This is a genomic window from Methylobacterium sp. E-025 (genome assembly GCF_022829705.1).
Lineage (GTDB): Bacteria > Pseudomonadota > Alphaproteobacteria > Rhizobiales > Beijerinckiaceae > Methylobacterium.
The window spans coordinates 14,048-34,957 of sequence record NZ_JAKSYR010000141.1; the positions used below are offsets into that span (position 1 = coordinate 14,048).

At 74.0% G+C, this 20,910-nt stretch carries 19 protein-coding genes and 1 pseudogene; 9 read left to right on the forward strand and 11 right to left on the reverse strand.

All coding sequences use genetic code 11. The features are described from left to right. Positions 1-5: 5 nt before the first annotated feature. Entirely contained in the window at positions 6-563 is a 558-nt protein-coding gene (locus MKK64_RS20810; RefSeq protein ID WP_243936885.1) for a hypothetical protein, read from the reverse strand. A gap of 36 nt (positions 564-599) precedes the next feature. On the opposite strand from MKK64_RS20810, the gene MKK64_RS20815 reads away from it, so the two are divergent. The 3 genes from MKK64_RS20815 (at position 600) to MKK64_RS20825 (ending at position 3,083) form a co-directional block, all read left to right on the forward strand. Then, a complete protein-coding gene (locus tag MKK64_RS20815) occupies positions 600-1,343 on the forward strand; it encodes a S1 family peptidase (RefSeq protein WP_243936887.1) in 744 nt (247 codons plus the stop codon). 107 nt (positions 1,344-1,450) lie between these two features. Next, positions 1,451-2,326 carry a S1 family peptidase gene (locus tag MKK64_RS20820; protein WP_147843740.1) on the forward strand — a complete coding sequence of 292 codons (876 nt, stop codon included), beginning with the start codon at positions 1,451-1,453 and terminating at the stop codon, positions 2,324-2,326. A 181-nt stretch (positions 2,327-2,507) separates the two neighbouring features. Beyond that, positions 2,508-3,083: a PAS domain-containing protein gene (locus tag MKK64_RS20825; RefSeq protein WP_147843741.1), complete on the forward strand. Its 576-nt coding sequence runs from the start codon at positions 2,508-2,510 to the stop codon at positions 3,081-3,083. Positions 3,084-3,137: 54 nt separating this feature from the next. On the opposite strand, the gene MKK64_RS20830 is transcribed toward MKK64_RS20825, so the two are convergent. The 5 genes and pseudogenes from MKK64_RS20830 to MKK64_RS20850 form a co-directional block, all read right to left on the reverse strand. Then, on the reverse strand, positions 3,138-4,421 hold the full coding sequence (locus MKK64_RS20830) for a phage major capsid protein (RefSeq protein ID WP_243936895.1): 1,284 nt from the start codon (positions 4,419-4,421) through the stop codon (positions 3,138-3,140). A gap of 85 nt (positions 4,422-4,506) precedes the next feature. Then, on the reverse strand, positions 4,507-4,995 hold the full coding sequence (locus MKK64_RS20835; protein ID WP_147858885.1) for an HK97 family phage prohead protease: 489 nt from the start codon (positions 4,993-4,995) through the stop codon (positions 4,507-4,509). Positions 4,996-5,042: 47 nt separating this feature from the next. Beyond that, positions 5,043-6,215: a phage portal protein gene (locus tag MKK64_RS20840; protein WP_243936897.1), complete on the reverse strand. Its 1,173-nt coding sequence runs from the start codon at positions 6,213-6,215 to the stop codon at positions 5,043-5,045. 98 nt (positions 6,216-6,313) lie between these two features. Continuing rightward, a pseudogene (locus MKK64_RS20845) lies at positions 6,314-7,591 on the reverse strand (DNA-packaging protein). Then, positions 7,536-8,117, reverse strand: coding sequence for a hypothetical protein (locus MKK64_RS20850; protein ID WP_243936899.1), 582 nt, complete (start codon positions 8,115-8,117; stop codon positions 7,536-7,538). Before MKK64_RS20850 ends, MKK64_RS20845 begins: the two are co-directional and overlap by 56 nt. Before the next feature lie 185 nt (positions 8,118-8,302). Between MKK64_RS20850 and MKK64_RS20855 the strand changes: the two genes are divergently transcribed. Together MKK64_RS20855 and MKK64_RS20860 are read left to right on the forward strand one after the other, a co-directional pair. Beyond that, positions 8,303-9,613: a leucine-rich repeat-containing protein kinase family protein gene (locus MKK64_RS20855; RefSeq protein ID WP_243936901.1), complete on the forward strand. Its 1,311-nt coding sequence runs from the start codon at positions 8,303-8,305 to the stop codon at positions 9,611-9,613. Between the two features lie 328 nt (positions 9,614-9,941). After that, the gene (locus tag MKK64_RS20860; protein WP_243936903.1) at positions 9,942-10,331 is read left to right on the forward strand and encodes a hypothetical protein; all 390 of its coding nucleotides are present in this window, start codon (positions 9,942-9,944) and stop codon (positions 10,329-10,331) included. A 33-nt stretch (positions 10,332-10,364) separates the two neighbouring features. On the opposite strand, the gene MKK64_RS20865 is transcribed toward MKK64_RS20860, so the two are convergent. The 3 genes from MKK64_RS20865 to MKK64_RS20875 form a co-directional block, all read right to left on the reverse strand. After that, on the reverse strand, positions 10,365-10,724 hold the full coding sequence (locus tag MKK64_RS20865) for an STAS/SEC14 domain-containing protein (RefSeq protein WP_147729390.1): 360 nt from the start codon (positions 10,722-10,724) through the stop codon (positions 10,365-10,367). A gap of 80 nt (positions 10,725-10,804) precedes the next feature. Continuing rightward, positions 10,805-12,973, reverse strand: coding sequence for a primosomal protein N' (locus tag MKK64_RS20870; RefSeq protein ID WP_243936905.1), 2,169 nt, complete (start codon positions 12,971-12,973; stop codon positions 10,805-10,807). A gap of 64 nt (positions 12,974-13,037) precedes the next feature. Further along, on the reverse strand, positions 13,038-14,204 hold the full coding sequence (locus MKK64_RS20875; protein ID WP_243936907.1) for an MFS transporter: 1,167 nt from the start codon (positions 14,202-14,204) through the stop codon (positions 13,038-13,040). 209 nt (positions 14,205-14,413) lie between these two features. On the opposite strand from MKK64_RS20875, the gene MKK64_RS20880 reads away from it, so the two are divergent. Then, positions 14,414-14,812: a DUF3775 domain-containing protein gene (locus tag MKK64_RS20880; protein WP_147725621.1), complete on the forward strand. Its 399-nt coding sequence runs from the start codon at positions 14,414-14,416 to the stop codon at positions 14,810-14,812. A 92-nt stretch (positions 14,813-14,904) separates the two neighbouring features. Here MKK64_RS20880 and rlmN read toward each other — a convergent pair whose 3' ends face one another. Continuing rightward, positions 14,905-16,224: a 23S rRNA (adenine(2503)-C(2))-methyltransferase RlmN gene (rlmN, locus tag MKK64_RS20885; RefSeq protein ID WP_243936909.1), complete on the reverse strand. Its 1,320-nt coding sequence runs from the start codon at positions 16,222-16,224 to the stop codon at positions 14,905-14,907. A gap of 271 nt (positions 16,225-16,495) precedes the next feature. Between rlmN and MKK64_RS20890 the strand changes: the two genes are divergently transcribed. From MKK64_RS20890 to MKK64_RS20905, 3 genes are all read left to right on the forward strand, one after another. Further along, positions 16,496-17,587 carry an alkene reductase gene (locus MKK64_RS20890; protein ID WP_147725623.1) on the forward strand — a complete coding sequence of 364 codons (1,092 nt, stop codon included), beginning with the start codon at positions 16,496-16,498 and terminating at the stop codon, positions 17,585-17,587. A 164-nt stretch (positions 17,588-17,751) separates the two neighbouring features. Beyond that, the gene (locus MKK64_RS20900) at positions 17,752-19,674 is read left to right on the forward strand and encodes a PAS domain S-box protein (RefSeq protein ID WP_409567991.1); all 1,923 of its coding nucleotides are present in this window, start codon (positions 17,752-17,754) and stop codon (positions 19,672-19,674) included. Further along, on the forward strand, positions 19,614-20,327 hold the full coding sequence (locus tag MKK64_RS20905) for an HAD hydrolase-like protein (RefSeq protein WP_409567990.1): 714 nt from the start codon (positions 19,614-19,616) through the stop codon (positions 20,325-20,327). Before MKK64_RS20900 ends, MKK64_RS20905 begins: the two co-directional genes overlap by 61 nt. Positions 20,328-20,402: 75 nt before the next feature. Here MKK64_RS20905 and MKK64_RS20910 read toward each other — a convergent pair whose 3' ends face one another. Beyond that, positions 20,403-20,900 (reverse strand): outer membrane protein assembly factor BamE, encoded by a 498-nt coding sequence (locus MKK64_RS20910; protein WP_147842188.1) that lies wholly within the window; start codon positions 20,898-20,900, stop codon positions 20,403-20,405. Positions 20,901-20,910: the final 10 nt, after the last annotated feature.

Below are 20,910 nucleotides of genomic sequence, written 5' to 3' on the forward strand. Positions count from 1 at the left end.
GCGGATCAGAGCCGCAGCCGGCGGAACAGCGCGGTCGCCGACGCGAGGTCGGCCCCGTCCGAGAAGGCGTCGTCGCCGCGGTGCTCGTACCGGGCGGCGGCGCGCCGCAGCACGGCGAGCCTCAGCGGCGGCGGGATCGGAGGCCCGTCGCCGCCGTATCCGGCCACGAGATCGACCAGCACGGCGCGCCCGGCCGCATCGGGGATCGCGGCGAAGAGCAGGCCCGGCGCCTCGATCCGGTCGGCGGCGAGGCTCGCCGAGCCCGCGGCGAATTCGGCGATGCCGCCATCCGCCGCGGAGAACCCGGCGCGCACCAGGGCGACGAGGGGGCTCAGCGGCACCGGCACGCGCCCGTCCGCGGGCAGCCGGTCCAGCACCATCCGCCAGGTGCCGGGCACGAGGATGCGCCGGGTCTCGGCCTCGACCTCGCTGCGGGCGGCCGCGATCAGGCCGGCGAGCAGGTCGTCCTCGGTGGCGTCGTCCGGGTCGAGGCGCAGGTAGCCGCGCAGCTCGGGCACGCTCACCGGCTCGACGACGGCGCCGGCCACGCGTATCGGCATCATCGCGCATCTCCATGAAGCGTGGATCGAGGGGTCTCGATGGTGTTCGGACAGCGCGTTCCCCGCCCGGCCGCGATCGGCCTGGCGTGGCTCGCGACCCTGGCGTGGGCCGGCGGGCCGGCGCATGCCGTGATCGGCGGCGCCGAGGCGACGCCCGAGGGCGCGGTGATGGTGCTGTCGTCGAAGGGCGGGGTCTGCTCCGCCGTGGTGGTGGCGCCGGACACGGTGCTCACCGCCGGCCATTGCGCCGGCGCGGGCCTCGAGCACCGCATCCATTTCCGCGACGCGTCCGGGCAGCCGGTCCTCGTCGAGGTCGCGGCCCGGGCGGTCCATCCGGGCTACGATGCCGGGGCGATCGCCGGCCGGCGGCGCTCGATCGACCTCGCGCTGCTGCGCACGGCGACGCCGCTGCCGCCGCGCTTTTCCCCGGCGACGTTCAGCACTGCGAGCCCGCGGGCCGGCGAGACGCTGACGCTGGCCGGCTACGGCGCCGAGCGGCCCGGCGACCCGCGCTCGACCGGCACCTTCCGCAGCGTCGCCCTGCCGGTGATCGAGCCCTACGGCCCGAGCCGCATCCTGGTCTGGCTCAAGGCGGCGGGCCGCGCCGGCGGCTGCCAGGGCGATTCCGGCGGCCCGGTCTCGGACGCGGCGGGCGTCGTCGCCGTCACCGCCTGGATCGGCGGCGCCTGCGGTGGCCTGACCCAGGCCGTCCGCGTCGCGCCGCAGCGCGACTGGCTCGACCGCACGCTCGCCGGCTGGGACCGGACGGCGCGCTGGCACTGAGCCGGCGGTCCCGCCGGCCCCGAGGAACCGAACCTTGGCCGACGGATTGCTTTACGTTAGGCTTCAGTCCCACCTGCCGAGAGCGCCCTCGGCCCCCGGAGAGAACGATGCTCGCCACTGTGCTCCGCGGCGCCCTGCTCGGCGGCCTGTCCGTCGGCCTCCTCGGCTCGCTGCCGGCACCGGCTTCGGCCGTGATCAACGGCGAGGTGACCCGCGACCCGAACGGCACGCGCAACTTCGTGGTGCGGATCGAGAGCACCCAGGGCGAGATCTGCTCGGGCACGCTGATCGCGCCCGATCTCGTGCTGACCGCAGCCCATTGCGTGATGCAGCCGGCCGGCTACAGCATCGTGGCGGTCGACCGCGGCTTCCGCCAGCGCCGCGTCTCGGTGATCGCCGCCTCGATGCATCCCGAATTCGTCCCCGGCACCACGCCGGAGGACCAGCCGGGCGTCGACCTCGCCCTGCTCAAGCTCGAGCAGCCGCTCGGCACGGACTACGCGCCCCTCGATCCGCGCGGCGCCGGCTCGATCGGCAACGGCGACGCGGTCGACATCGCCGGCTTCGGCGTCGTCGCCGAGAACCGCCGCAACACCGCCCGCACCCTGCGCCAGGCGCACCTCGTCTCGATCGGGTCGCTGCAGGTCGCCAACCGGGTCACCGTCGTCACCGACCGCCGCCGCATGGCCGAGACCGCCGGCGCCGGCGCCTGCCTCGGCGATTCCGGCGGCCCGATCCTGTCGGGCGGCCCCGGCGGCTACCAGATCGTTGGCGTGGTGAGCTGGTCGAGCGGGGCGATGCGCCAGGACGCCCGCCGCCGCACCGCCTGCGGCGGGTTCACGGCGGTGACGCCGGTGGCCGAGCACACCGGGTGGATCGCGGCACGCTCGGCCGAGCTTTCCCGGATCGAGGTCGGCCAGGCGATGCCGGCCGGCCGCGGCAACCGCTCGGATTGGATGGCCCGGCCCGGGCGCAACCGCTGAACCCTGACCCGAACCGGAATTTGCAGAAGGACCAGGTTTCACGTGCGGTCGCGCGATCGTCGCCCGTGCATCTGGTCGATTGCATTTTCAATTCAGTGAATGATACCGCTTGATGCGACGGCGCCGACGCATCCGGCCTCAACCGGAACGCGATGCGGCTTCGCTCCCGGGAGCATCGCTCATGTTCGACGGCTCGACACCCGCCACGCCCTCGCTCGCCTCGGCGCTCATCGCCTTCGGGTTCGTCGGCGCCTGGGAGACGAACGTCGCGGCCGGGCGCTCGGTCCTCGACGAGGGCGCCTGCGACGTGATGGCGGGCGACGCGTCGCTCGCCGGCAAGCCCCTCACGCTCGACGAGTCGCTCGCGCGCATCCACCCGGAGGATCGCGACTGGGTGTTCGACCGGATCAGGCAGGTGCGCGAGACCGGCGGTTCGTTCTCCGCCGACTTCCGGATCGTCACGGAAGGCGGCGACATCCGCTGGATCCGCAACCGCGGCCACGTGACCCGGACGGAGACCGGCATGCACGGCCACGGCGCCTTCTTCGACGTCACCGACACGCGCGCGAAGCTCGACGTCCTGCCCCGGCCGAAGCTCCGCCTGCTGCCCCCGGCCGATCCGCTGGAGCAGGCCGCCGACCAGATCCTGGCCGCCCGCGTGGCGATCGACCGGACCGGGCAGAAGCGCCTGCGCACCCTCGTCGATACGCTGCTGCTGGAGGTGGGCCGCGCCCTGGCACGGCGCCAGGGCGCGTGAGGCCGGCCCGGGGCGGGCCGTCGACGCGGGCGGGGACGCCGCCCGCGGCCCGGATCAGGCGAACTTCAGCAGCTTGATCGCGGCGAAGTCCTGCACGCCGCCGCCGACGCGCTTGGTGGTGTAGAACAGCACGTAGGGCTTGGCGGAATACGGGTCGCGCAGCACCCGCAGGCCGGTGCGGTCGACCACGAGGTAGCCGCGGCGGAAATCGCCGAAGGCGAGCGCGAGGCTGCCGGCGGCGATGTCGGGCATCGCCTCGGCCTCCGTCACCGGGAAGCCGAGCAGGGTCGCGGCCCGGTCCGAGGCGGTCGGCGGCAGCCAGAGATAGTTGCCCTCGTTGTCCTTGAACTTGCGGATCGCGCTCTGCGTGCGCCGGCTCATCACGAAGCCGGCATTCTGGCGGTAGCCGGCCTTGAGGCCGTAGACGAGGTCGAACAGCACGTCGGCCGGGTTCGCCGCCGGGAAGGCGCCGGCCGTGCCGGTGCCGACGATCCCGATCTTGCCCGGCACCCAGGCGTCGTTGCCCACGGTGTCGTAGCTGAGGAAGCCGCGCGGGCGGCTGACGCCGTTGCCGGTGACGAAGGCGACGCTCTCCTGCTCGGAGAACGCGGTCTCGACCTCGTCGGCGAGCCAGGCGTCGATGTCGACCACGGCGTCGTCGAGCAGGGTCTGGGTCGCGGCCGGCATGGCGTAGAGCTCCATCGCCGGGAAGTTCAGCTCCGACAGCACCGGCCCGTCGGTGGCCGGGCGCGGCGCGGTCTCGGCGATCCAGCCGGCGACCGGGGCGCCGGTCGCCACCGCGCGCTTGTACTGGCCGCCCGAGATGGTGCGGACGCTGGCGATGGCACGGATCGGCGACAGGTCGGCGAGGCGCTTGAGCACCTCGCGCTCGATGGTCTGCGGCACGAGGTAGCCGCCGTCCGGCCCGGATCCGGCCGAGAGCGCCTTGGCCTCCAGGCTCTTCAGGCCGCCGCTCTCGCCGGCGCGGACGTAGAGGTCGAACGCCGTCTTGTGCTCGTCGGCGGCCGCATCGCGCGGCTGCTCGGGCCGGCCGAGCGGCGGGCGGGCGCGGTCCAGGGTGATCCGGTCGAGGCGCGTCCGGGCACTGTCCAGCGCCGCGTCGATCCGCGCGAGCTTCTCCTCGGTGAGCACGTCGGGCCCGAGCCGGCCCTCGATCTGGGCAAGCCGGGTGTCGTTGGTCTCCTTGAAGGCCTCGAAGGCCTGGGTCAGCCCGTCGAAGGCGTCCCGCGCGGTGCCCGGCTCGGCGCCGGGCCGCCCGGCCTTGTTCTCCAGCAGCACGCGATCGGACTTGGTCTCGAAGGTCTCGTGACGGGTCATGTGAGCCTCACCGTTGGAATGAAAAGTTACGCGCGGATCCCTCCCCCTCTGCGGGGGAGGGAAGAACGTGGGCGCCCGCCGCCTCTCACCACCCGGCGGGGGTGGCGGAGCGCCCGGCGGCACGCACCGGCGCGAGGCGCCGGGCGAAGGCGCGCAGTTCCGCCGGCAGCGGGGCGTTCGCGACGCGCGCCCCCGGCTGCAGCGGGAAGGTCACCAGGGAGATCTCCCAGAGATCCACCGCGTGCAGCTGGCGGAAGCCGCCGCGCGGGCGCGCCTCCAGGGTGCGGAAGCCGATCGACAGACCGTCGAGGGCGCCGTCCCGCATCAGCGCGTCGATCTCGCGCGCCCGCTGCACCGCAAGGTTGAGGCGACCCTCGACGCGCAGGCCGCGCCCATCCTCGGCGAGCGCCTGCCAGCGCCCGATCGGCTCGGCGGGATCGTGCTGCCACAGCATCCGCACGCCGGCGGCGCCGCGCTGCCGCAGGCTCGCGGCGAAGGCCCCCGCCTGCACGATGTCGCGCCCGAGGTCGGGCACGCCGAACAGGCTGGCATAGCCGGTGAAGTGGCCGTCCATGGCGGTCTCCCGTGGCGGGCAGGGGAAGATCGGGCTGCGCCGGAGCCTCAGGCCCCGGGCTCCGGGGCTTCGGGCGGGTAGCCCACCGCCGCGCGCTTCTCGGCCGGCGTCAGGAAGTCGGCCGCCTGCACCCGGCGCCACAGCGACTCGCGCTCGCTGGCCAGCGCCTCGATCGCGTCGAGATCCGGCTCGAGGCGGACGTCGCCGAAGGCCGGCGCGAGCCAGTGCGCGAGCGCCTCCGCCGTGCGGCGGGCGAGCGGCACCAGGGTCTGGCGGTAGAAGGCGCGGTTGGCCTCGGCGTAGTTGGCGTGGGTGTTGTCGCCCGGAAGCCCGAGGAGCAGCGGCGGCACGCCGAAGGCCAGGGCGATCTCGCGCGCGGCCGCGGCCTTCGCCTCGACGAAGTCCATCTCCTTGGGCGACAGCGCCAGCGGCTTCCAGTCGAGCCCGCCTTCGAGCAGCAGCGGCCGCCCGGCATTGCCGGCGCCCTGGTAGTTCGCCTCCAGCTCGGCCTTCAGCCGCACGAACTGCGCCTCGCTCAAGCTCGCCCCGGCACCGGCGAAGACCAGCGCGCCGGAGGGGCGCGCCGCGTTGTCGAGCAGCGCCTTGTTCCAGGCCCCGGCCGCGTTGTGGATGTCGAGGGAGATCGCGGCCGCCTCCATCGGCGACAGGCCGTAATGGTCGTCGGTGGGGTGGAACAGGGCGAGATGCAGGATCGGCGGCACGGCGCCGGACTCGTCGTAGGCGACGCGGCGGCCGCCGACCTCGTAGACGTAGCCGGCCGGCCAGCCGTCGGGCCCCGGTACCACCCGCATCCGGTCGGGGCGCAGCGCGAACAGGGCGCGCGGGATCCCGTCGAGCGACACCGCCTCGAGATAGGCGTTCCCGGACACCATCAGGTGCCCGTACAGGGTCTCCAGCAGGCGGGTGCCGCCCTCGCGCGGGTTCGGCCGCGCCAGCAGCGCGGCGATCGGGTGGTCGGCCGCCTCCGCGCCGGTGACGACCAGCGGGATCGACGCGGCGCCCTCGGCGACGAGCCGCACGGCGCGGTGGACCACGGCGTTGCGCTGGTAGCCCTCGCGGGCGAGCGCGGTGCCGTCGCGCGCGGTCCAGACGGCGCGGGCGTCCCCGTAGAGGGCGACGCTCGGCCCGGAGAGCGGGGCCGCCTTCACGGCCGGCACGTAGCCGGCGGCCCGCGCCAGCCTCGTCAGCAGGGTCGGCATCGGGCGCCTCCTCGAGATGCGTGTTTTCCGACGCCTCATGGGTCGAAACCCATGAGGCCCGGCGGATGGCCGCCGCCCCGCAGTCGCGCGGGCCGGCATCAGAAGCTGCGGATGCGCGGCTCGGCGCGGGGCGCGAGCAGCAGGTGCGTCACCGCCCAGACCAGGGCGTCGAGGCGGTCGGGCGAGGTGCCGGACGAGAGCCCGTCCGCCCCGAAATCGCACAGCTCGTCCTCGAGCGCCGGCAGCGCCCCGACGTGGCGGACGCGCGCTTGCGCGTAGAGCAGCGAGACCGGCTCGGCCCGCAGGTATTTTCCCCGTGTGGCGCGCACCGGGGTCACCGGCACCGCCGGATCGCACTGGGCGAGCACGGCGGTGGCCATCTCGCCGCCCTGGTTGACCTCGACCACGAGCCCGTCGGCGCCGAGGCGGTGGTAGAGCGCGAGCGCGGCGTTGGCCCAGGCCTGCGGGCTGGCGCGCGCCACCGTCGCGTCGGCGAGCACCTAGGCGGTCTCGCCCAACGCCCCGACCGCGACGATCCCGCAGGCATCGGCCGAGCGGCCCGAGCTCGCCGGCGGGTCGACCGCGACGACGATGCGGGACAGATCGGGTGCCGCGGCGACGCGGGCCGCCTCGATCGTCTCGCGCGTCCACAGGGCGTCGGCCCGGTCGTCGATCAGCTCGCCGTCGAGCTCCTGCCGCCCAAGGCGGGTGCCGGCGTAGCGCCCGACCACCGCCTCCAGGAAGGCGGGGGCGAGGTTTCGGGCGTTGTCGGCGGTGCGGGCCTTCGTGACCACGCAGCGCGGGTCGGCGATCAGCCGGCGGATCAGCGGGATCGGCCGCGGCGTGGTGGTGACGAGGTTGCGCGGGCGGGCGCCCAGCCGCAGCCCGAATTGCAGCATGTCGAAGGCGGCGTCCGGCCGGCGCCACTTGGCGATCTCGTCCGACCACGCCGCGCCGAATTGCGGGCCGCGCAGGGAATCCGGCTCCTCGGCCAAGAACGCCGACGCCACCGCCCCGTTCGCCCACTCGACCCGGCGCCGGCTCGGCGACCAGCGCGGGCGGCCGCCGCGCTCGGGCAGCCCGAGCAGGCCCGACGGGCCCTCGATCATCACGTCGCGCACGTCGGCGAAGGTCTCGCCGACGAGCGCGATCCGGCCGATCGCCCTGTCGGTGAAGGCCGGGTCGCCGCGGGCGAGCGCGTCGACCCACTCCGCCCCCGTCCGCGTCTTGCCGCAGCCGCGGCCGCCGATCACCGCCCAGGTGGTCCACTCGTCCTCCCAGGGCGGCGGAAGCTGGTCGGGCCGCGCCTGATGCAGCCAGTCAAGCGCCAGCGCCCGGAGGAGCGGCGGCGGCAGGCTCGCCAGGAAGGCGGCCATCCGGCCGGTCGCCGCGGCATCCTCCATAGCGGCGCGCGATCTCCGCGCGGAGGCCCGGAAGGTCGAGGGCGGAAGGGGTTCGGCCGTCGCCATCGCCCTCCCCTTCGCTGGCGGGATCGTCGGCGGCGAGGTCGTCGAGCAGGCGCTTGAGGCCCCCGAGATCGCGCAGGGTCCGCGCGGAATCGATCACCGCCGCCCCCTCGCCGCGCAGAGCCGCATCGAACGTCGCGATCTGCCGGCCGATATGCGCACGCAGCCGCCGCCGCAGCACCGGGAGGTCGGCGGGCGCGCGCACCGGATCGCCGCACCGTTCGAGGGCGGCGAGATCGGCCAGGATGTCGTCGGTCCCGCGCGGGCGGACCGGGCGCGTCCGCGCCCATCCACGATCGCGCATCCAGCCCGTCACGGTCGTCTGCGGGAGCCCGGCGGCGGCGGCGATCCGCGCGAGGCTGGCCTCGCCGTGCCGCACCAGCCGTTCCACGGCGGCGACGACCTCCGGCGGGACGGCCCCGGCTGCGCTGCCCATTCGCCGCCTCCCGAGACCGTCTCGTCACACTTCTGGAGCGTGCGGTTCTTATGCCGGAGGAGCGCGCCGATGTCAAGCCCATAATCCTGAGAACGATATTTTTTCCTTTTTTTAGGGGTTTGCTACAGGATCCCGGTTCGTGCGACGAGGCCGGCTTCCCAGGCGGGCCGGAGCGCCGACCGACGATGCAGGACGCGACGCACGACACCCTCGACGCCCTCCGCCGGGGCGACCTTGCCGGGGCGCGCACCTTGCGCCTGCCGGCCGCCGGCCTGACGGTGCTCCCGCCCGAGATCTTCGGGCTGGCCGACACGCTGGAAGTGCTCGACCTCTCGGGCAACGCGCTCACCGCCCTCCCCGGCGATCTCGGCCGCCTGACGCGGCTGCAGGTGCTGTTCTGCTCGGGCAACCCGTTCGCGACGTTGCCGCCGGTCCTGGGGGATTGCAGGGCGCTGAGCCAGGTCGGGTTTCGCGGCTGCGGCCTCGCGGAGGTGCCGGGCGAGGCGCTGCCGCCGCGCCTGCGCTGGCTGACGCTCACCGACAACCGGATCGCGCACCTGCCCGACGCGCTCGGGCACCGGCCGCGGCTGCGGAAGCTGATGCTCTCGGGCAATCGCGTGCGCAGCCTTCCGGACAGCCTGGCGGGCTGCGACGACCTCGAGCTGATCCGTCTCGCAGCCAACCGCCTCGACGCGCTGCCCGCCTGGCTTCCGGCCCTCCCCGCCCTCGCCTGGACCTCCTGGGCCGGCAACGCGTTCGAGGGCGATGCGCCGCGAGCCTCGGCCGCCCTGGTCCCGTTCGCCGACCTCGACACGGGCGCGCTCCTCGGCGAGGGCACGTCGGGCCGGGTCCACCGCGCGCTGTGGCGCCCCGGCGGCACCGCGCCGCCGCGGCCGGTCGCGCTCAAGCTGTTCAAGGGGACGATGACCAGCGACGGCCTGCCCGAGCGGGAGATGGAGGCCTGCCTCGCGGCCGGGGCGCACCCGAACCTCACCGGCGCGCTTGGGCGGATCACCGGCCACCCGGACGGGACCGACGGGCTGCTGATGCCGCTCCTGCCGCCGGACCGGCGCGTGCTCGCCGGGCCGCCGAGCCTCGCGAGCTGCAGCCGCGACGTCTACGACCCGGCCCTGCGCCTCGCCCCGGCGGCGCTGCTGCGCCTCGTCCGCGGCCTCGCAGCGGGCCTCGCCCATCTCCACGCGCGCGGCCTGCTGCACGGCGACGTCTACGGCCACAACATCCTGTGGGACGCCGCCGCCGGCGAGGCGGTGCTCAGCGATTTCGGCGCGGCCTCGGTGCTGCCCGACGGGCCGCCCGGCGCCGCCCTGCAGCGGGTCGAGGTCCGCGCCTTCGGGCTGCTGATCGGCGAGGTGCTGGACCGTGCGCCCGCCGATTTCCCGGAGGCGGCGGCCCTGCGCGATCTCGAGCGCGCCTGCGTGCAGGCCGAGGTCGGCGCGCGCCCGGCGATGGCGGATGTGGTGCGCGCCGTCGGGTGATGACCGTGCGACGCGCGACCGCGCGACCGCGCGATCGGCCACGCCCTCGATTGTGCGGAAGAGCGTCTCAAGAGCGGTCCAGCGCAGGCCATCCCGTTCAGTGAACCGGCTTGCGAAAGCGTGGCAAGGATCCGACGGGGCGCGTCCAGTCATCGCCGGCTTGCGTCAACGGTCCAGCTTGTATCCGGCGCTCGCGCGCGTCGTCATACTCTTGCCGTTTCCGTCGTTCATCTGCGCGTCACCGCACAAGATGTAGAGTCGAGGTTTGATTCCCCGGCACCCCGACGGTCCGTCCGCCGGCCGCTCCCGCTCAACAGCAAGGTCCTGAATGTCGAAGCTCACCCCGATCTCCCTTGTCGGCCTCCTCTCGGGCGCGATCCTCACGCCGGCCGCCGCCGGCGAGCCGGGGGCCTTCAACGGGACCTGGGCCGTCGATCTCGTGACCGAGAGCGGCCTGTGCGACGCGCGCTACAGCACCTCGGTCGCGATCCGCGACGGGCAGGTGCGCGCCGCGTCGGCGGCGACGGCCGCGCGGGTCAGCGGGCAGGTCGGGGCTGACGGGACGGTGGGCCTGAGCGTCTCGAACGGCGCCGCGAGCGGCGCGGCCTCGGGTCGGCTGCAGGCGCAGGGCGGGGCCGGGACCTGGAAGGTCTCGGCTTTGTGCTCCGGCCGCTGGACGGCGCGACGCAACACCACGCGCACCGCCCAGGCCGAGTAGGCGGCAGGCCGCCTCAGGACGGTTTCTCGCCGCTCAGGCGGCGGCGAGCCAGGTGCGGGCCTCGTCGAGGCGGGCGCGCTCGAACACCTTGATCTGGGCCGGCGAGACGAAGCCGAAGGTCTCGGCGACGACCTTGAGCCACTGCGCGTCGGTGACGAGCGCCACGTGGCTGATGCCCTTCATCATCGACAGGCCGAAGCGCGGGTCCTTGAAGAAGGCGGCCGGCTCCATGCCCTCGAAGGCGCGGATGTCCTCCAGCAGCTTGAGCTTGCCGCCCTTGTCGAGGTCGGCCTTCATCGCGGTCATCACCGCGTTCATCTCCTCGTCCGTGATCTTCCCGTCGACCACGATCTCGGCGACGCTGGACTCGGGCTTCTTGGTGTAGCTCAGCACGATGCGCGCTCCTGAAATGGACGCCGCCGGTCGGGACTTCGGCGGCGCCGCACCTTCCTACAAAACGCGATCCCGGTCGCCTACAAAAAGCTCTGCGGGTCGACGTCGATCGCGACGCGCACGTTGCCGCGCACCTTCGGCCCGCGCGCCAGCCAGTCGCGCAGGTAGCTCTGCAGGTCGACGTTGCGCTCGGTCTTGACCAGGAGGCGGAAGCGGTAGCGCCCGCGCACCAGCGCCAGCGGCGCCTCGGCGGGCCCGAGCACCATCACGCCGTCCGGCGGCTCGGCGGCCCGGGCCAGCGCCTGCCCGTGGGCCTCGGCCGCCGCGCGGTCGTTGGCGGAGACGATCAGCGCCGCGAGCCGCCCGAACGGCGGCAGGCCGGCCGCCTCGCGGGCGGCGATCTCCTCCTCGTAGAAGCGCTCCGAATCGCCCGACAGCAGGGCCGCGATCACGGGGTGCTCGGGCTGGTAGGTCTGCACCAGCGCGCGGCCCGGCCGTTCGCCGCGGCCGGCGCGGCCGGTCACCTGCTGCAGCAGCTGGAAGGTGCGTTCGGCCGCCCGCGGATCGCCCGAGGTCAGGCCGATATCGGCGTCGAGCACGCCGACGAGCGTCAGGTGCGGGAAGTTGTGGCCCTTGGCCACGAGCTGGGTGCCGATGACGATGTCGCATTCGCCCGCCGCCACCGCCTCGAGCTCCATCCGAAGCCGCTCGGCGCCGCCGGGAAAGTCGCTCGACAGCACGATGATCCGGCGATCCGGGAAAAGCTCGGCGGCCTCCTCCGCGATGCGCTCGACCCCGGGGCCGCAGGGGGTGAGGTTGTCGAAGGTGCCGCATTCCGTGCAGGCGTCCGGCCGGCGCTCGCTGTAGCCGCACTGGTGGCAGACCAGGGCCTTGCGGAAGCGGTGCTCGACCAGCCAGGTCGAGCAGTTCCGGCACTGGTAGCGGTGGCCGCAGGCGCGGCACAGCGTCAACGGCGCGTAGCCGCGGCGGTTGAGGAACAGCAGCGCCTGCTCGCCGGCGGCGAGGTTGGCCTTCACCGCGTTGATCATCGGCGGCGACAAGAAGCGCCCGCGCTCCGGCTTGTCGAGGCGCATGTCGATCGCCTGGATGTCGGGGAGGCGGCGGCCGCCGAAGCGCTCGGGCAGCCGCACGCGCCGGTAGCGCCCGCGCTCGACGTTGACCCGCGTCTCGATCGAGGGCGTCGCCGAGGCCAGCACCACCGGGCAGCCCTCGAGCTTGGCCCGCACCACGGCCATGTCGCGGGCGTGGTAGTGCACGCCGTCCTCCTGCTTGTAGGCGCTCTCGTGCTCCTCATCGACCACGATCAGGCCGAGCTTCCGGAACGGCAGGAACAGGGCCGAGCGGGCGCCGACCACCACCCGGACCTCGCCGGCCGCGACCCCGGCGCGCAGCCGCTCGCGCCGCCGCCCGCCGATGCCGGAATGCCAGGCCGCCGGACGCACGCCGAAGCGCTGGGCGAAGCGGTCGAGAAACTGCGCCGTCAGCGCGATCTCGGGCATCAGGATCAGCGCCTGCCCGCCTGAGCGGACGCACTCCGCCACCGCCTCGAAGTAGACCTCGGTCTTGCCCGAGCCGGTGACGCCCTCGAGCAGGACGGCGCCGCTCCCGCCCGCCTCCGCGGGGGCGGCGACCAGGTCCGCGACCGCCGCGGCTTGCGCCTCCGACAGCGGCACCCGCGGGAACTCCGGGTCAGGGGGGAGCGCCACCGGCTCGGGCGCGAGCGCCACCGTCTCCAGCGCGCCGTCGTCGATCAGCCCGTCGACCACCGAGAGCGAGACCTCGGCCGTTTTGGCGAGCACGCTCTTGCCCCGGATCTCGCCGTCGGCGGCGACCGCCAGAACCTTGTCCCGGGCCTTGGTCGGGCGGGCCGGGAGCTTGCCAGTGGTGCGGACGCCGACGCGGACCACCTCGGCGGCGGCCGCCTCGTCGGGCAGGCGCAGCACCATGGCGAGGGCCGAGCCCTTCGGGGCCAGGGTGTAGCGCGCGATCCAGTCCACCAGCCTGCGCAGCGGCTCGGAGAGCGGAGCCACGCCGAGATGGCCGGTGACCGGCCGCAGGTTCGAGCCGCCCGCCGTCTCCGCCACGCCCCAGACCACGCCGACCGTCTCGCGCGGCCCGAGCGGCACCTGCACCACGTCGCCCGCCGCCAGCGCCAGGCCCGCGGGCACCGCGTAGCTGTAGGCGGTGTCGATCGCGAGCGGGATCAGGATCTCGGCGACGTGCGGCATGGACCTGGGCGTTGGGTTGCAGGGACCGACGGCATGTTCCGGTTTTGTACCATAAAACGCGCCGTCACGCAGAGGTCGTGCCTTCCGACGGCGGGCGCAAGCGCGGAACGAGCGGCAGTGCGGCGAGGCTCAGCACCGCCATCGCCCAGAAGCCGCGGCCGTGGAAGGCCGAATACAGCGGGCCGGACGCGAGCGTCGCCGCCGCGCCGGCGAGCCCGAGGCCGACGGTGCCGTAGAGCGCCAGCGCCGTGGCGCGGGCGGCCGGCGGCACGGTCCGCTCGATCAGCCCGAGGCAGGCGAGATGCAGGAGCGCGAAGCTCAGGCCGTGCAGGGACTGGATCGCGGCGAGCCAGGGCAGCGCCACCGTCTCGGCCTGCACCGCCCAGCGCAGCGCGCCGGCGCCGGCGGCGACCGCGAGGCCGCCCGGCAACCCGATCCGCGCCAGCAGCGGCGGGCCGGCGATCAGGAACACGAACACCTCCGCCGCCACCGCCTCGGCCCAGAGCAGGCCGGCGGCGCCCGCCCCGATGCCGGCCTCGCGCCACAGGATCATCGCGAAGGCGTCATGCATCGCGTGCGCGCCGATCACCAGGGCCGCGACCAGCACCGTGCCGCGGAAGGCGGGAAGGCGGAGGACGTCGGCGAAGCCGATCCCGGGCGCGGCGACGGGCCCGTCGCGCGCGACGTCGGCGTCCCGCCCGGCGATCGCCGCCGCGCCGGCGGCCGCGAACAGCACCGCTCCGGCGACGAGGCCGGCCGCGAGCCCGAACCCCTGCACCAGCCAGCCGGCGGCACCGACGCCGGCGATGAAGGCGGCCGAGCCGGCGCCCCGCACCCAGCCGTAGGGAAACGCGGCGCCGCCCCGCGCCGCGGCGAGCCCGAGCACGTCGGCGAGCGGGGCCAGCGGGGCGGTCGTCACCGCGTAGGCGAGGCCGACCGCGAGGAACGGCCAGAACCCGCGCGCGGGGAGATGCCCGAGGACCGCGAGCGCGGTGAGGCCGCAGGCGGCGGCGAGGATCGGGCGGGTCGCCGCGTGCCGGTCGGCGGAGCGCCCGGCGAGCGGGCCCGCCACGAGCCGCACCAGGGTCGCGGCGGCGAGCAGGATCGCGATCCGCTCCGGGGGCAGGCCGCCCGCGACGAGCACGTTCGGCAGGATCGGCGAGATGCAGCCGTAGGCGCCGTAGAGCGCGGCGTAGAGCGCGAGGCAGCCGACGAGCCCGTCCCGCTTCATCCCCCGCCTCCGCGCGTGCCCGCCCCGGCGACAGCGTAGCACCGCGTGGCGCCGCGACGTGCGCGCATCTTCACGGGCGCCGCGGAGCGAACGGGCGGCGAAATCCGACCGCGCGGGCGCACGACGGCGCCGGGCCGGGCGAACCGGCATCGCTCTCGCCAGTTGTCGCAGCTTCAGGCCCCCGACGGGACCGCCAACCGGAGCTCGACATGGACATCGCCCCCGATACGGTCACCGAGATCATCCTGCGCCTGCGCGCGGTCGAGGTGAAGGAGGGCGCGACCGATCCGGATTCCGGCTCCAACGCCATCGACGACGGCGCCACCGACGTGCTCACCTCCGGCACCGACGACGCCACCGAATCGGAGCTGCGCGGCATGATCGCCGGCCTCAACGACGACGAGCGCGCCGACCTGCTGGCGCTGCTCTATGTCGGCCGCGGCGACATGGAGCCGGAGGAATGGGCCGACGCGGTCCGCTTCGCCCGCGAGCGCGAAGGCGCCGGCGACGGCGCGGTGAAGACGCTGCTCGGCACGCCGGATGCCGGCGACCTCCTGGAGGAGGGCATGGACGCCCTCGGCATCACGCCGGACCTGCCGCAGGGCTGAGCGAGGCCGGCTCCCCCTCCCCCCCTCTGCGGGGGAGGGAAGAGACGGTTACCTCTGCCAGAAGGCCCACACCGGAGGGGTGCCGGGCCCCCTCATTCCTCGCCGTCGTGAAGGGCGTAGAAGCCCTGGGCCGAGACCGCGCCGGCCGCGTCGCCGCCCGCGTCGAGCAGCATGCGCTCGCGGGCGCGCAGCTTCTCGGTCTCGCTCTTGAGCTGGCCGCAGGCGGCGAGGATGTCGCGGCCGCGCGGGGTCCGCACCGGCGAGGCGTAGCCGGCGTCGAACACGATCTCGGAGAAGCGCTCGATCCGCTCCCAGTCCGAGCATTCGTACCGGCTGCCGGGCCAGGGGTTGAACGGGATCAGGTTGATCTTGGCCGGGATGCCCTTGAGCAGCCGCACCAGCTCGCGCGCGTCGCCGTCGGTGTCGTTGACGCCCTTCAGCATCACGTACTCGAAGGTGATGCGGCGGGCGTTGTTGAGGCCGGGATATTCGCGGCAGGCGCGCATCAGCTCGGCGATCGGGTATTTGCGGTTCAGCGGCACCAGTTCGTCGCGGAGCTCGTCGCGCACGGCGTGGAGCGAGATCGCCAGCATCGCGTGCGCCTCCTCGCCGAGCCGCCGGATCTGCGGCACGACGCCGGAGGTCGACACCGTGATGCGCCGGCGCGACAGCGCGAGCCCCTCCGGGTCCGACATCGTCGCCACCGCGTCGACGACGTTCTCCAGATTGTAGAGCGGCTCGCCCATGCCCATGAACACGATGTTGGTCACGAGCCGCCCGACCTCGCCGCTGCCCGAGGCGTCGCGCGACGGGATCAGGCCGGGCCAGTCGCCGAGCGCGTCGCGGGCGACGACGAGCTGGGCGGTGATCTCGGCCGCCGACAGGTTGCGCACCAGGCGCTGCGTGCCGGTATGGCAGAACGAGCAGGTCAGCGTGCAGCCGACCTGGGACGAGACGCAGAGCGTGCCGCGGTCGGGCCCCGGAATGTAGACGCACTCGATCTCGGCGCCGCGGTTGTGGTCGTGCCGGCCGGTCGGGGCCATGCGCAGCAGCCACTTGCGGGTGCCGTCGCGCGAGACCTGCTGGCTGACCACCTCGGGCCGGTCGAGGGTGTAGGCGGCGGCGAGCTGCGCCCGCAGCGCCTTGCCGACGTTGGTCATCTGGTCGAAGTCCTGCGCGCCGCGGACGTTGAGCCAGTTCCAGAGCTGGCCCGAGCGCATCTTGCTCTCGCGCTCGCCGACGCCGACGGCGAGCAGGCGCTCCTTCAGCGCCGCCCGCGGCAGGCCGACGAGCGAGCTGCGGTGCCCGGGCACCGCCGCGGGTGCCGGCTCGGGCCGGAACTCGGGCGCCTTCTCGATGCCGGAAAAATCGCTGCCCGCGCGCCGGGCGGTGTCGAACGACGCCGTCGCCATGTTCTTGCAAAAGACCTTGGAAATGAGGCGTCGAGCTATACGCGATCCGCGGCGCGAACGCGAATGCGCGCCCGTCATGCCCGCTCCCTGCATGCCCGGATCCTGTGATCCGGGGAGCGAAGGGAAGGCCGCCCGCGACACCATGTGCGCCCGCGCACCCCGGCAGGGTCGCCCATGCGTCCAGTGCCTTGCGGGCGGCATCGTTCCCGCCACCTATGCGTCACACGGGGTGCGGCGTGCCGCCCCCACCGCATCCAAACACGGGAAGCCCATGCCTTCACTGCTCGATCCGATCCGCGTCGGTGCCATCGACGCGAAGAACCGCATCTGGATGGCGCCGCTGACGCGGGGACGCGCCACCCGCGAGCACGTGCCCACCCCCTTGATGATCGAATACTACGCCCAGCGCGCGAGCGCCGGCGTGATCCTCACCGAGGCGACCGGCATCAGCCAGGAGGGGCTCGGCTGGCCCTACGCCCCGGGGATCTGGAACGCGGCGCAGGTCGAGGCCTGGAAGCCGATCGTCAAGGCGGTGCACGACAAGGGCGGCCGCATCGTCTGCCAGATCTGGCACATGGGCCGCCTCGTCCACCCGGACTTCCTCGACGGCGCCGCGCCGATCTCGTCCTCGGCCACGACCGCGCCCGACGACGCGCACACCTACGCCGGCAAGAAGCCCTATGCTGAGGCGCGCGCCCTGCCGGTCGAGGAGATCCCGCGGCTGCTCGAGGATTACCGCAACGCCACCCGCAACGCGCTGGCCGCCGGCTTCGACGGCGTGCAGATCCACGCCGCCAACGGCTACCTGATCGACGAATTCCTGCGCGACGGCACCAACCACCGCACCGACGCCTACGGCGGCTCGATCGAGAACCGCGTGCGCCTGCTGCGCGAGGTGACGCAGGCCGTGGCCGAGGTCGCCGGCAAGGACCGCACCGGCGTGCGCCTGTCGCCCAACGGCGCGATCCAGGGCGCCAACGATTCCGATCCCGAGCCGCTGTTCGTGGCCGCGGCGAAGGCGCTGTCGGAACTCGGCATCGCCTTCCTGGAGATGCGCGAGCCCGGCCCGAACGGCACCTTCGGCAAGGCCGACCATCCGCCGATCGCCCCGGCGATGAAGCGGGTGTTCGACGGCGCGCTGATCCTCAACGCCGACTACGACGGCCGCAGCGGCCAGGCGGCGCTCGATGCCGGCGAGGCCGACGCGATCGCCTACGGCCGGACGTTCATCGCCAACCCGGACCTGCCCGCGCGCATCGCCGCCGACGCCCCGCTCCAGAAGGACGTGGCCGCGACCTGGTACAGCCAGGGCCCGGAGGGCTACGTGGACTACCCGACGCTCGACGCCGCGAAGGCGGCCTGAGGCGACTCCCGCGGCCCGCTCCCGTCCCTCGTCGGGGTGCGGGCCGCGAACGCGCCCACGAACGGGCGCTCGCGGCCCGCTTCGAACGAAACCGGCGCTTCGTCCGTTCCCGAACCTAGGCGCGGCGGCGCAAGCCGCCTATCTCTGGCTCGGGAATTCGGGAGCTGCCGATTACGATCGCGAGCCAGACGCGTGCGACCGAACGAGAGCGCTGGAACGAGGCCGAGCGGCTCGCGGAGCTTCGCGCGCTGCGGATCCTCGATACCGAGCCGGACGCGGCCTATGACGACCTCGCGCGGATCGCCGCCCTGGTCTGCGCCGTTCCGGTCTCGCTGATCGGCTTCGTCGATGCGCATCGGCAGTGGTTCAAGGCGGAGATCGGCTACGGCGAGCGCGAGACCGGCATCGACCGCTCGGTCTGCGTCCACGCCCTCCAGGCCGACGATTCGCACGCCGACGGGCTGTTCGTCATCACCGACCTGACCGTCGATCCCCGCACCCGCGACAACCCGGCGATCCGGGCCGAGAACGGGTTCCGCTTCTACGCCGCGGCGGTGATCCGCAGCCGGATCGGCGCCCCGATCGGCACGATGTGCGTCCTCGACCGCACCGCGCGGCCCGAGGGGCTCACCAGGGCCCAGGGCGACACCCTGGCCGCGCTCGCCCGCCAGATCTCGACCCTGGTCGAGCATCGCCGCACCCTCGCCGACGTCGACGCGCGGGAGCGCGAGCTGGCCGCGAGCGAGCGCCGCTTCCGGGTGATGACCTCGGCGATGCCGCAGATGGTCTGGACCACGCAGCCCGACGGCTTCCACGACTTCTACAACGACCGCTGGTACGAATTCACCGGCGTGCCCCACGGCTCCACCGACGGCGCCGGCTGGACCGACATGTTCCATCCCGACGACCAGGCGGAGGCCTGGAGCCGCTGGCGCCACAGCCTCGCGACCGGTGCGCCCTACGAGGTCGAGTACCGCCTGCGCCACCACAGCGGCGCCTATCGCTGGACCCTCGGGCGCGCGATGCCGATCCGCGGCGCCGACGGGCGGATCGAGCGCTGGTTCGGGACCTGCACCGACATCCACGACCTGAGGCAGGCGGTCGCCGACGCGCGCAAGCTCGCCGCCGTCGTCGAGACCTCGAAGGACTTCATCGGGCTGGCCACCGAGGACGGGCGGATCGCGCACCTGAACGAGGCCGCGCTGGCGCTGGTCGGGCTGCCCGACCTCGACGCCGCGCTGCGGACCACGATCGCCGACTACGTGACCCCCGAGAGCCGCGAAGCCCTCGAGGGCGTGGCGATGCCGGCGCTCGAGCGCGACGGCTGGTGGGAGGGCGAGCTCGCGTTCCGGCACTTCGCCACCGGCGAGGCCATCGCCGTGCTGTTCACGGTGTTCGCCGTGCGGGATGCGGCCGGCCGCCATGCCGGCTACGGCACGGTCACCCGCGACCTGCGCGAGCGCAAGCGCGCCGAGGAGGCGCGCGACCTGCTGATCAAGGAGCTGTCGCACCGGATCAAGAACATCTTCGCCGTGGTCGGCGGCATCGCCGCGCTCAGCGCCCGCAGCGATCCCGGCGCGCGCCCGTTCGCGAAGGCGTTCCGCGAGCGGCTCGGGGCGCTGGCCCAGGCCCACGAATACGTCCGCCCGCATTCCGCCGGCAGCGCGCCGCGGGTCGGCGGCCAGACCGTCCTCGGGCTGATGCGCCTGATCCTGTCGGCCTACGCCGAGGACGGGCGCTGCCGCATCGCCGTCGACGGCGACGATGCGGTCGTCGGCGAGCGCGCGGCGACCGCGCTGGCGCTGATCATGCACGAGCAGGCGACGAACGCGGTGAAGTACGGCGCGCTCTCCAACGAGGCCGGCACCGTCACGCTGACCGGGCGGCGGACCGATTCGCGCTACCGCCTGACCTGGGCCGAGCGCGGCGGGCCGCCCGTTCCCTCGGCCCCCACGCGCAAGGGCTTCGGCACGGAACTCGCCGAGCGCAGCGTCACGGGCCAGCTCGACGGCATCCTGGAGCACGATTGGGCGCCGAGCGGCCTCGTGCTGCGCCTCGACGTCCCGGCGGAGACCCTGCGGTTCTGATCCGTCCCGCCCCGGCTCGCGGATATCGCCTCGTCGTCCTCGATTTCGACGGGACGCTCGCCGACACCTTTCCCTGGTTCTGCGGCGTGCTCGACGCGGTGGCCGACCGCTACCGCTTCCGCCGGGTCGCGGCGCACGAGACCGACGAGCTCCGCAGGCTCTCGGCGCGGGCGATCATGGCGCGCCTCGGCGTGCCGCGCTGGAAGCTGCCGCTGATCGCCCGCCACATGCACGGGCTCGCCGCGCGCGACGCCGCGCTGCTGCATCCGTTTCCCGGAACTTCGGAGATGCTGGCGGGGCTCGGCGAAGCGGGCGTCGCGACGGCCGTGCTCAGCTCGAACACCGAGGCGAACGTCCGGCGCGTGCTCGGGCCGGACGCCGCCCGGATCGGCCGCTACGCCTGCGGCGCGTCGGTGTTCGGCAAGGCACGGCGTCTCGGAAGCCTGCTGCGCCATGCGCGGATCGAGCCGGGTGCGGTGCTCTGCGTCGGCGACGAGCTGCGCGATCTCGACGCGGCGCGCGCGATGGGCTGCGCCTTCGGCGCCGTCGCGTGGGGCTACACCGACGGGGCGACCCTGTCGGCGGCCCGTCCCGACCTGATGTTCGCCGAACCCGCGCAGATCGTGGAGGCCGTCCTGTCGGCACGACGATGAGCCCTCGCGGGGCCGCCTCCCTCCCCCCGCAGAGGGGGGGAAGGACGGTTCGGGGTCGGGCCTTCGCCCGACGCCTCACATGCCGCGCTGGGCGCCCGGGACGACGCTGGCGCCGTTGCCGCTGCCGAAGGGCTCGTACTTGGTCAGGCCCTTGAACAGCTGGCTCAGGAAGGCGCGGTCGGCGCCGCTGGTCGGCGTGGTGCGCTCGATGAAGTCGAACACCTTGCCGTCCTGCAGGCCGTACAGGGCGACGCGCTCAACCTTGAAGGCGGGGGTGAAGTACACCGCCGTGACCTTCTGGTCCTCGACCTGCTCGCCGAGGAACAGGACCGTGCGCGAGGTGTTCTGGGAGATGTAGTACCAGGACTTGTTGCCGACGGTGGAGACCGTGGACGGGGTGCCCAGCGTCTGCAGCACCTGCTCCGGGCTCATGCCGGGCTTGACGGTGGCGAGCGCCGCCTGGTCGATCTGGTAGCCGTGGCGAAGCTCCTCGCCGATGCAGCCCGACAGGCCGAGGCCGAGCAGGCCGACGAGGCCGAGGCGCGCGAGAGACGGAACGAGACGGCGCGACATCGGCCACCCT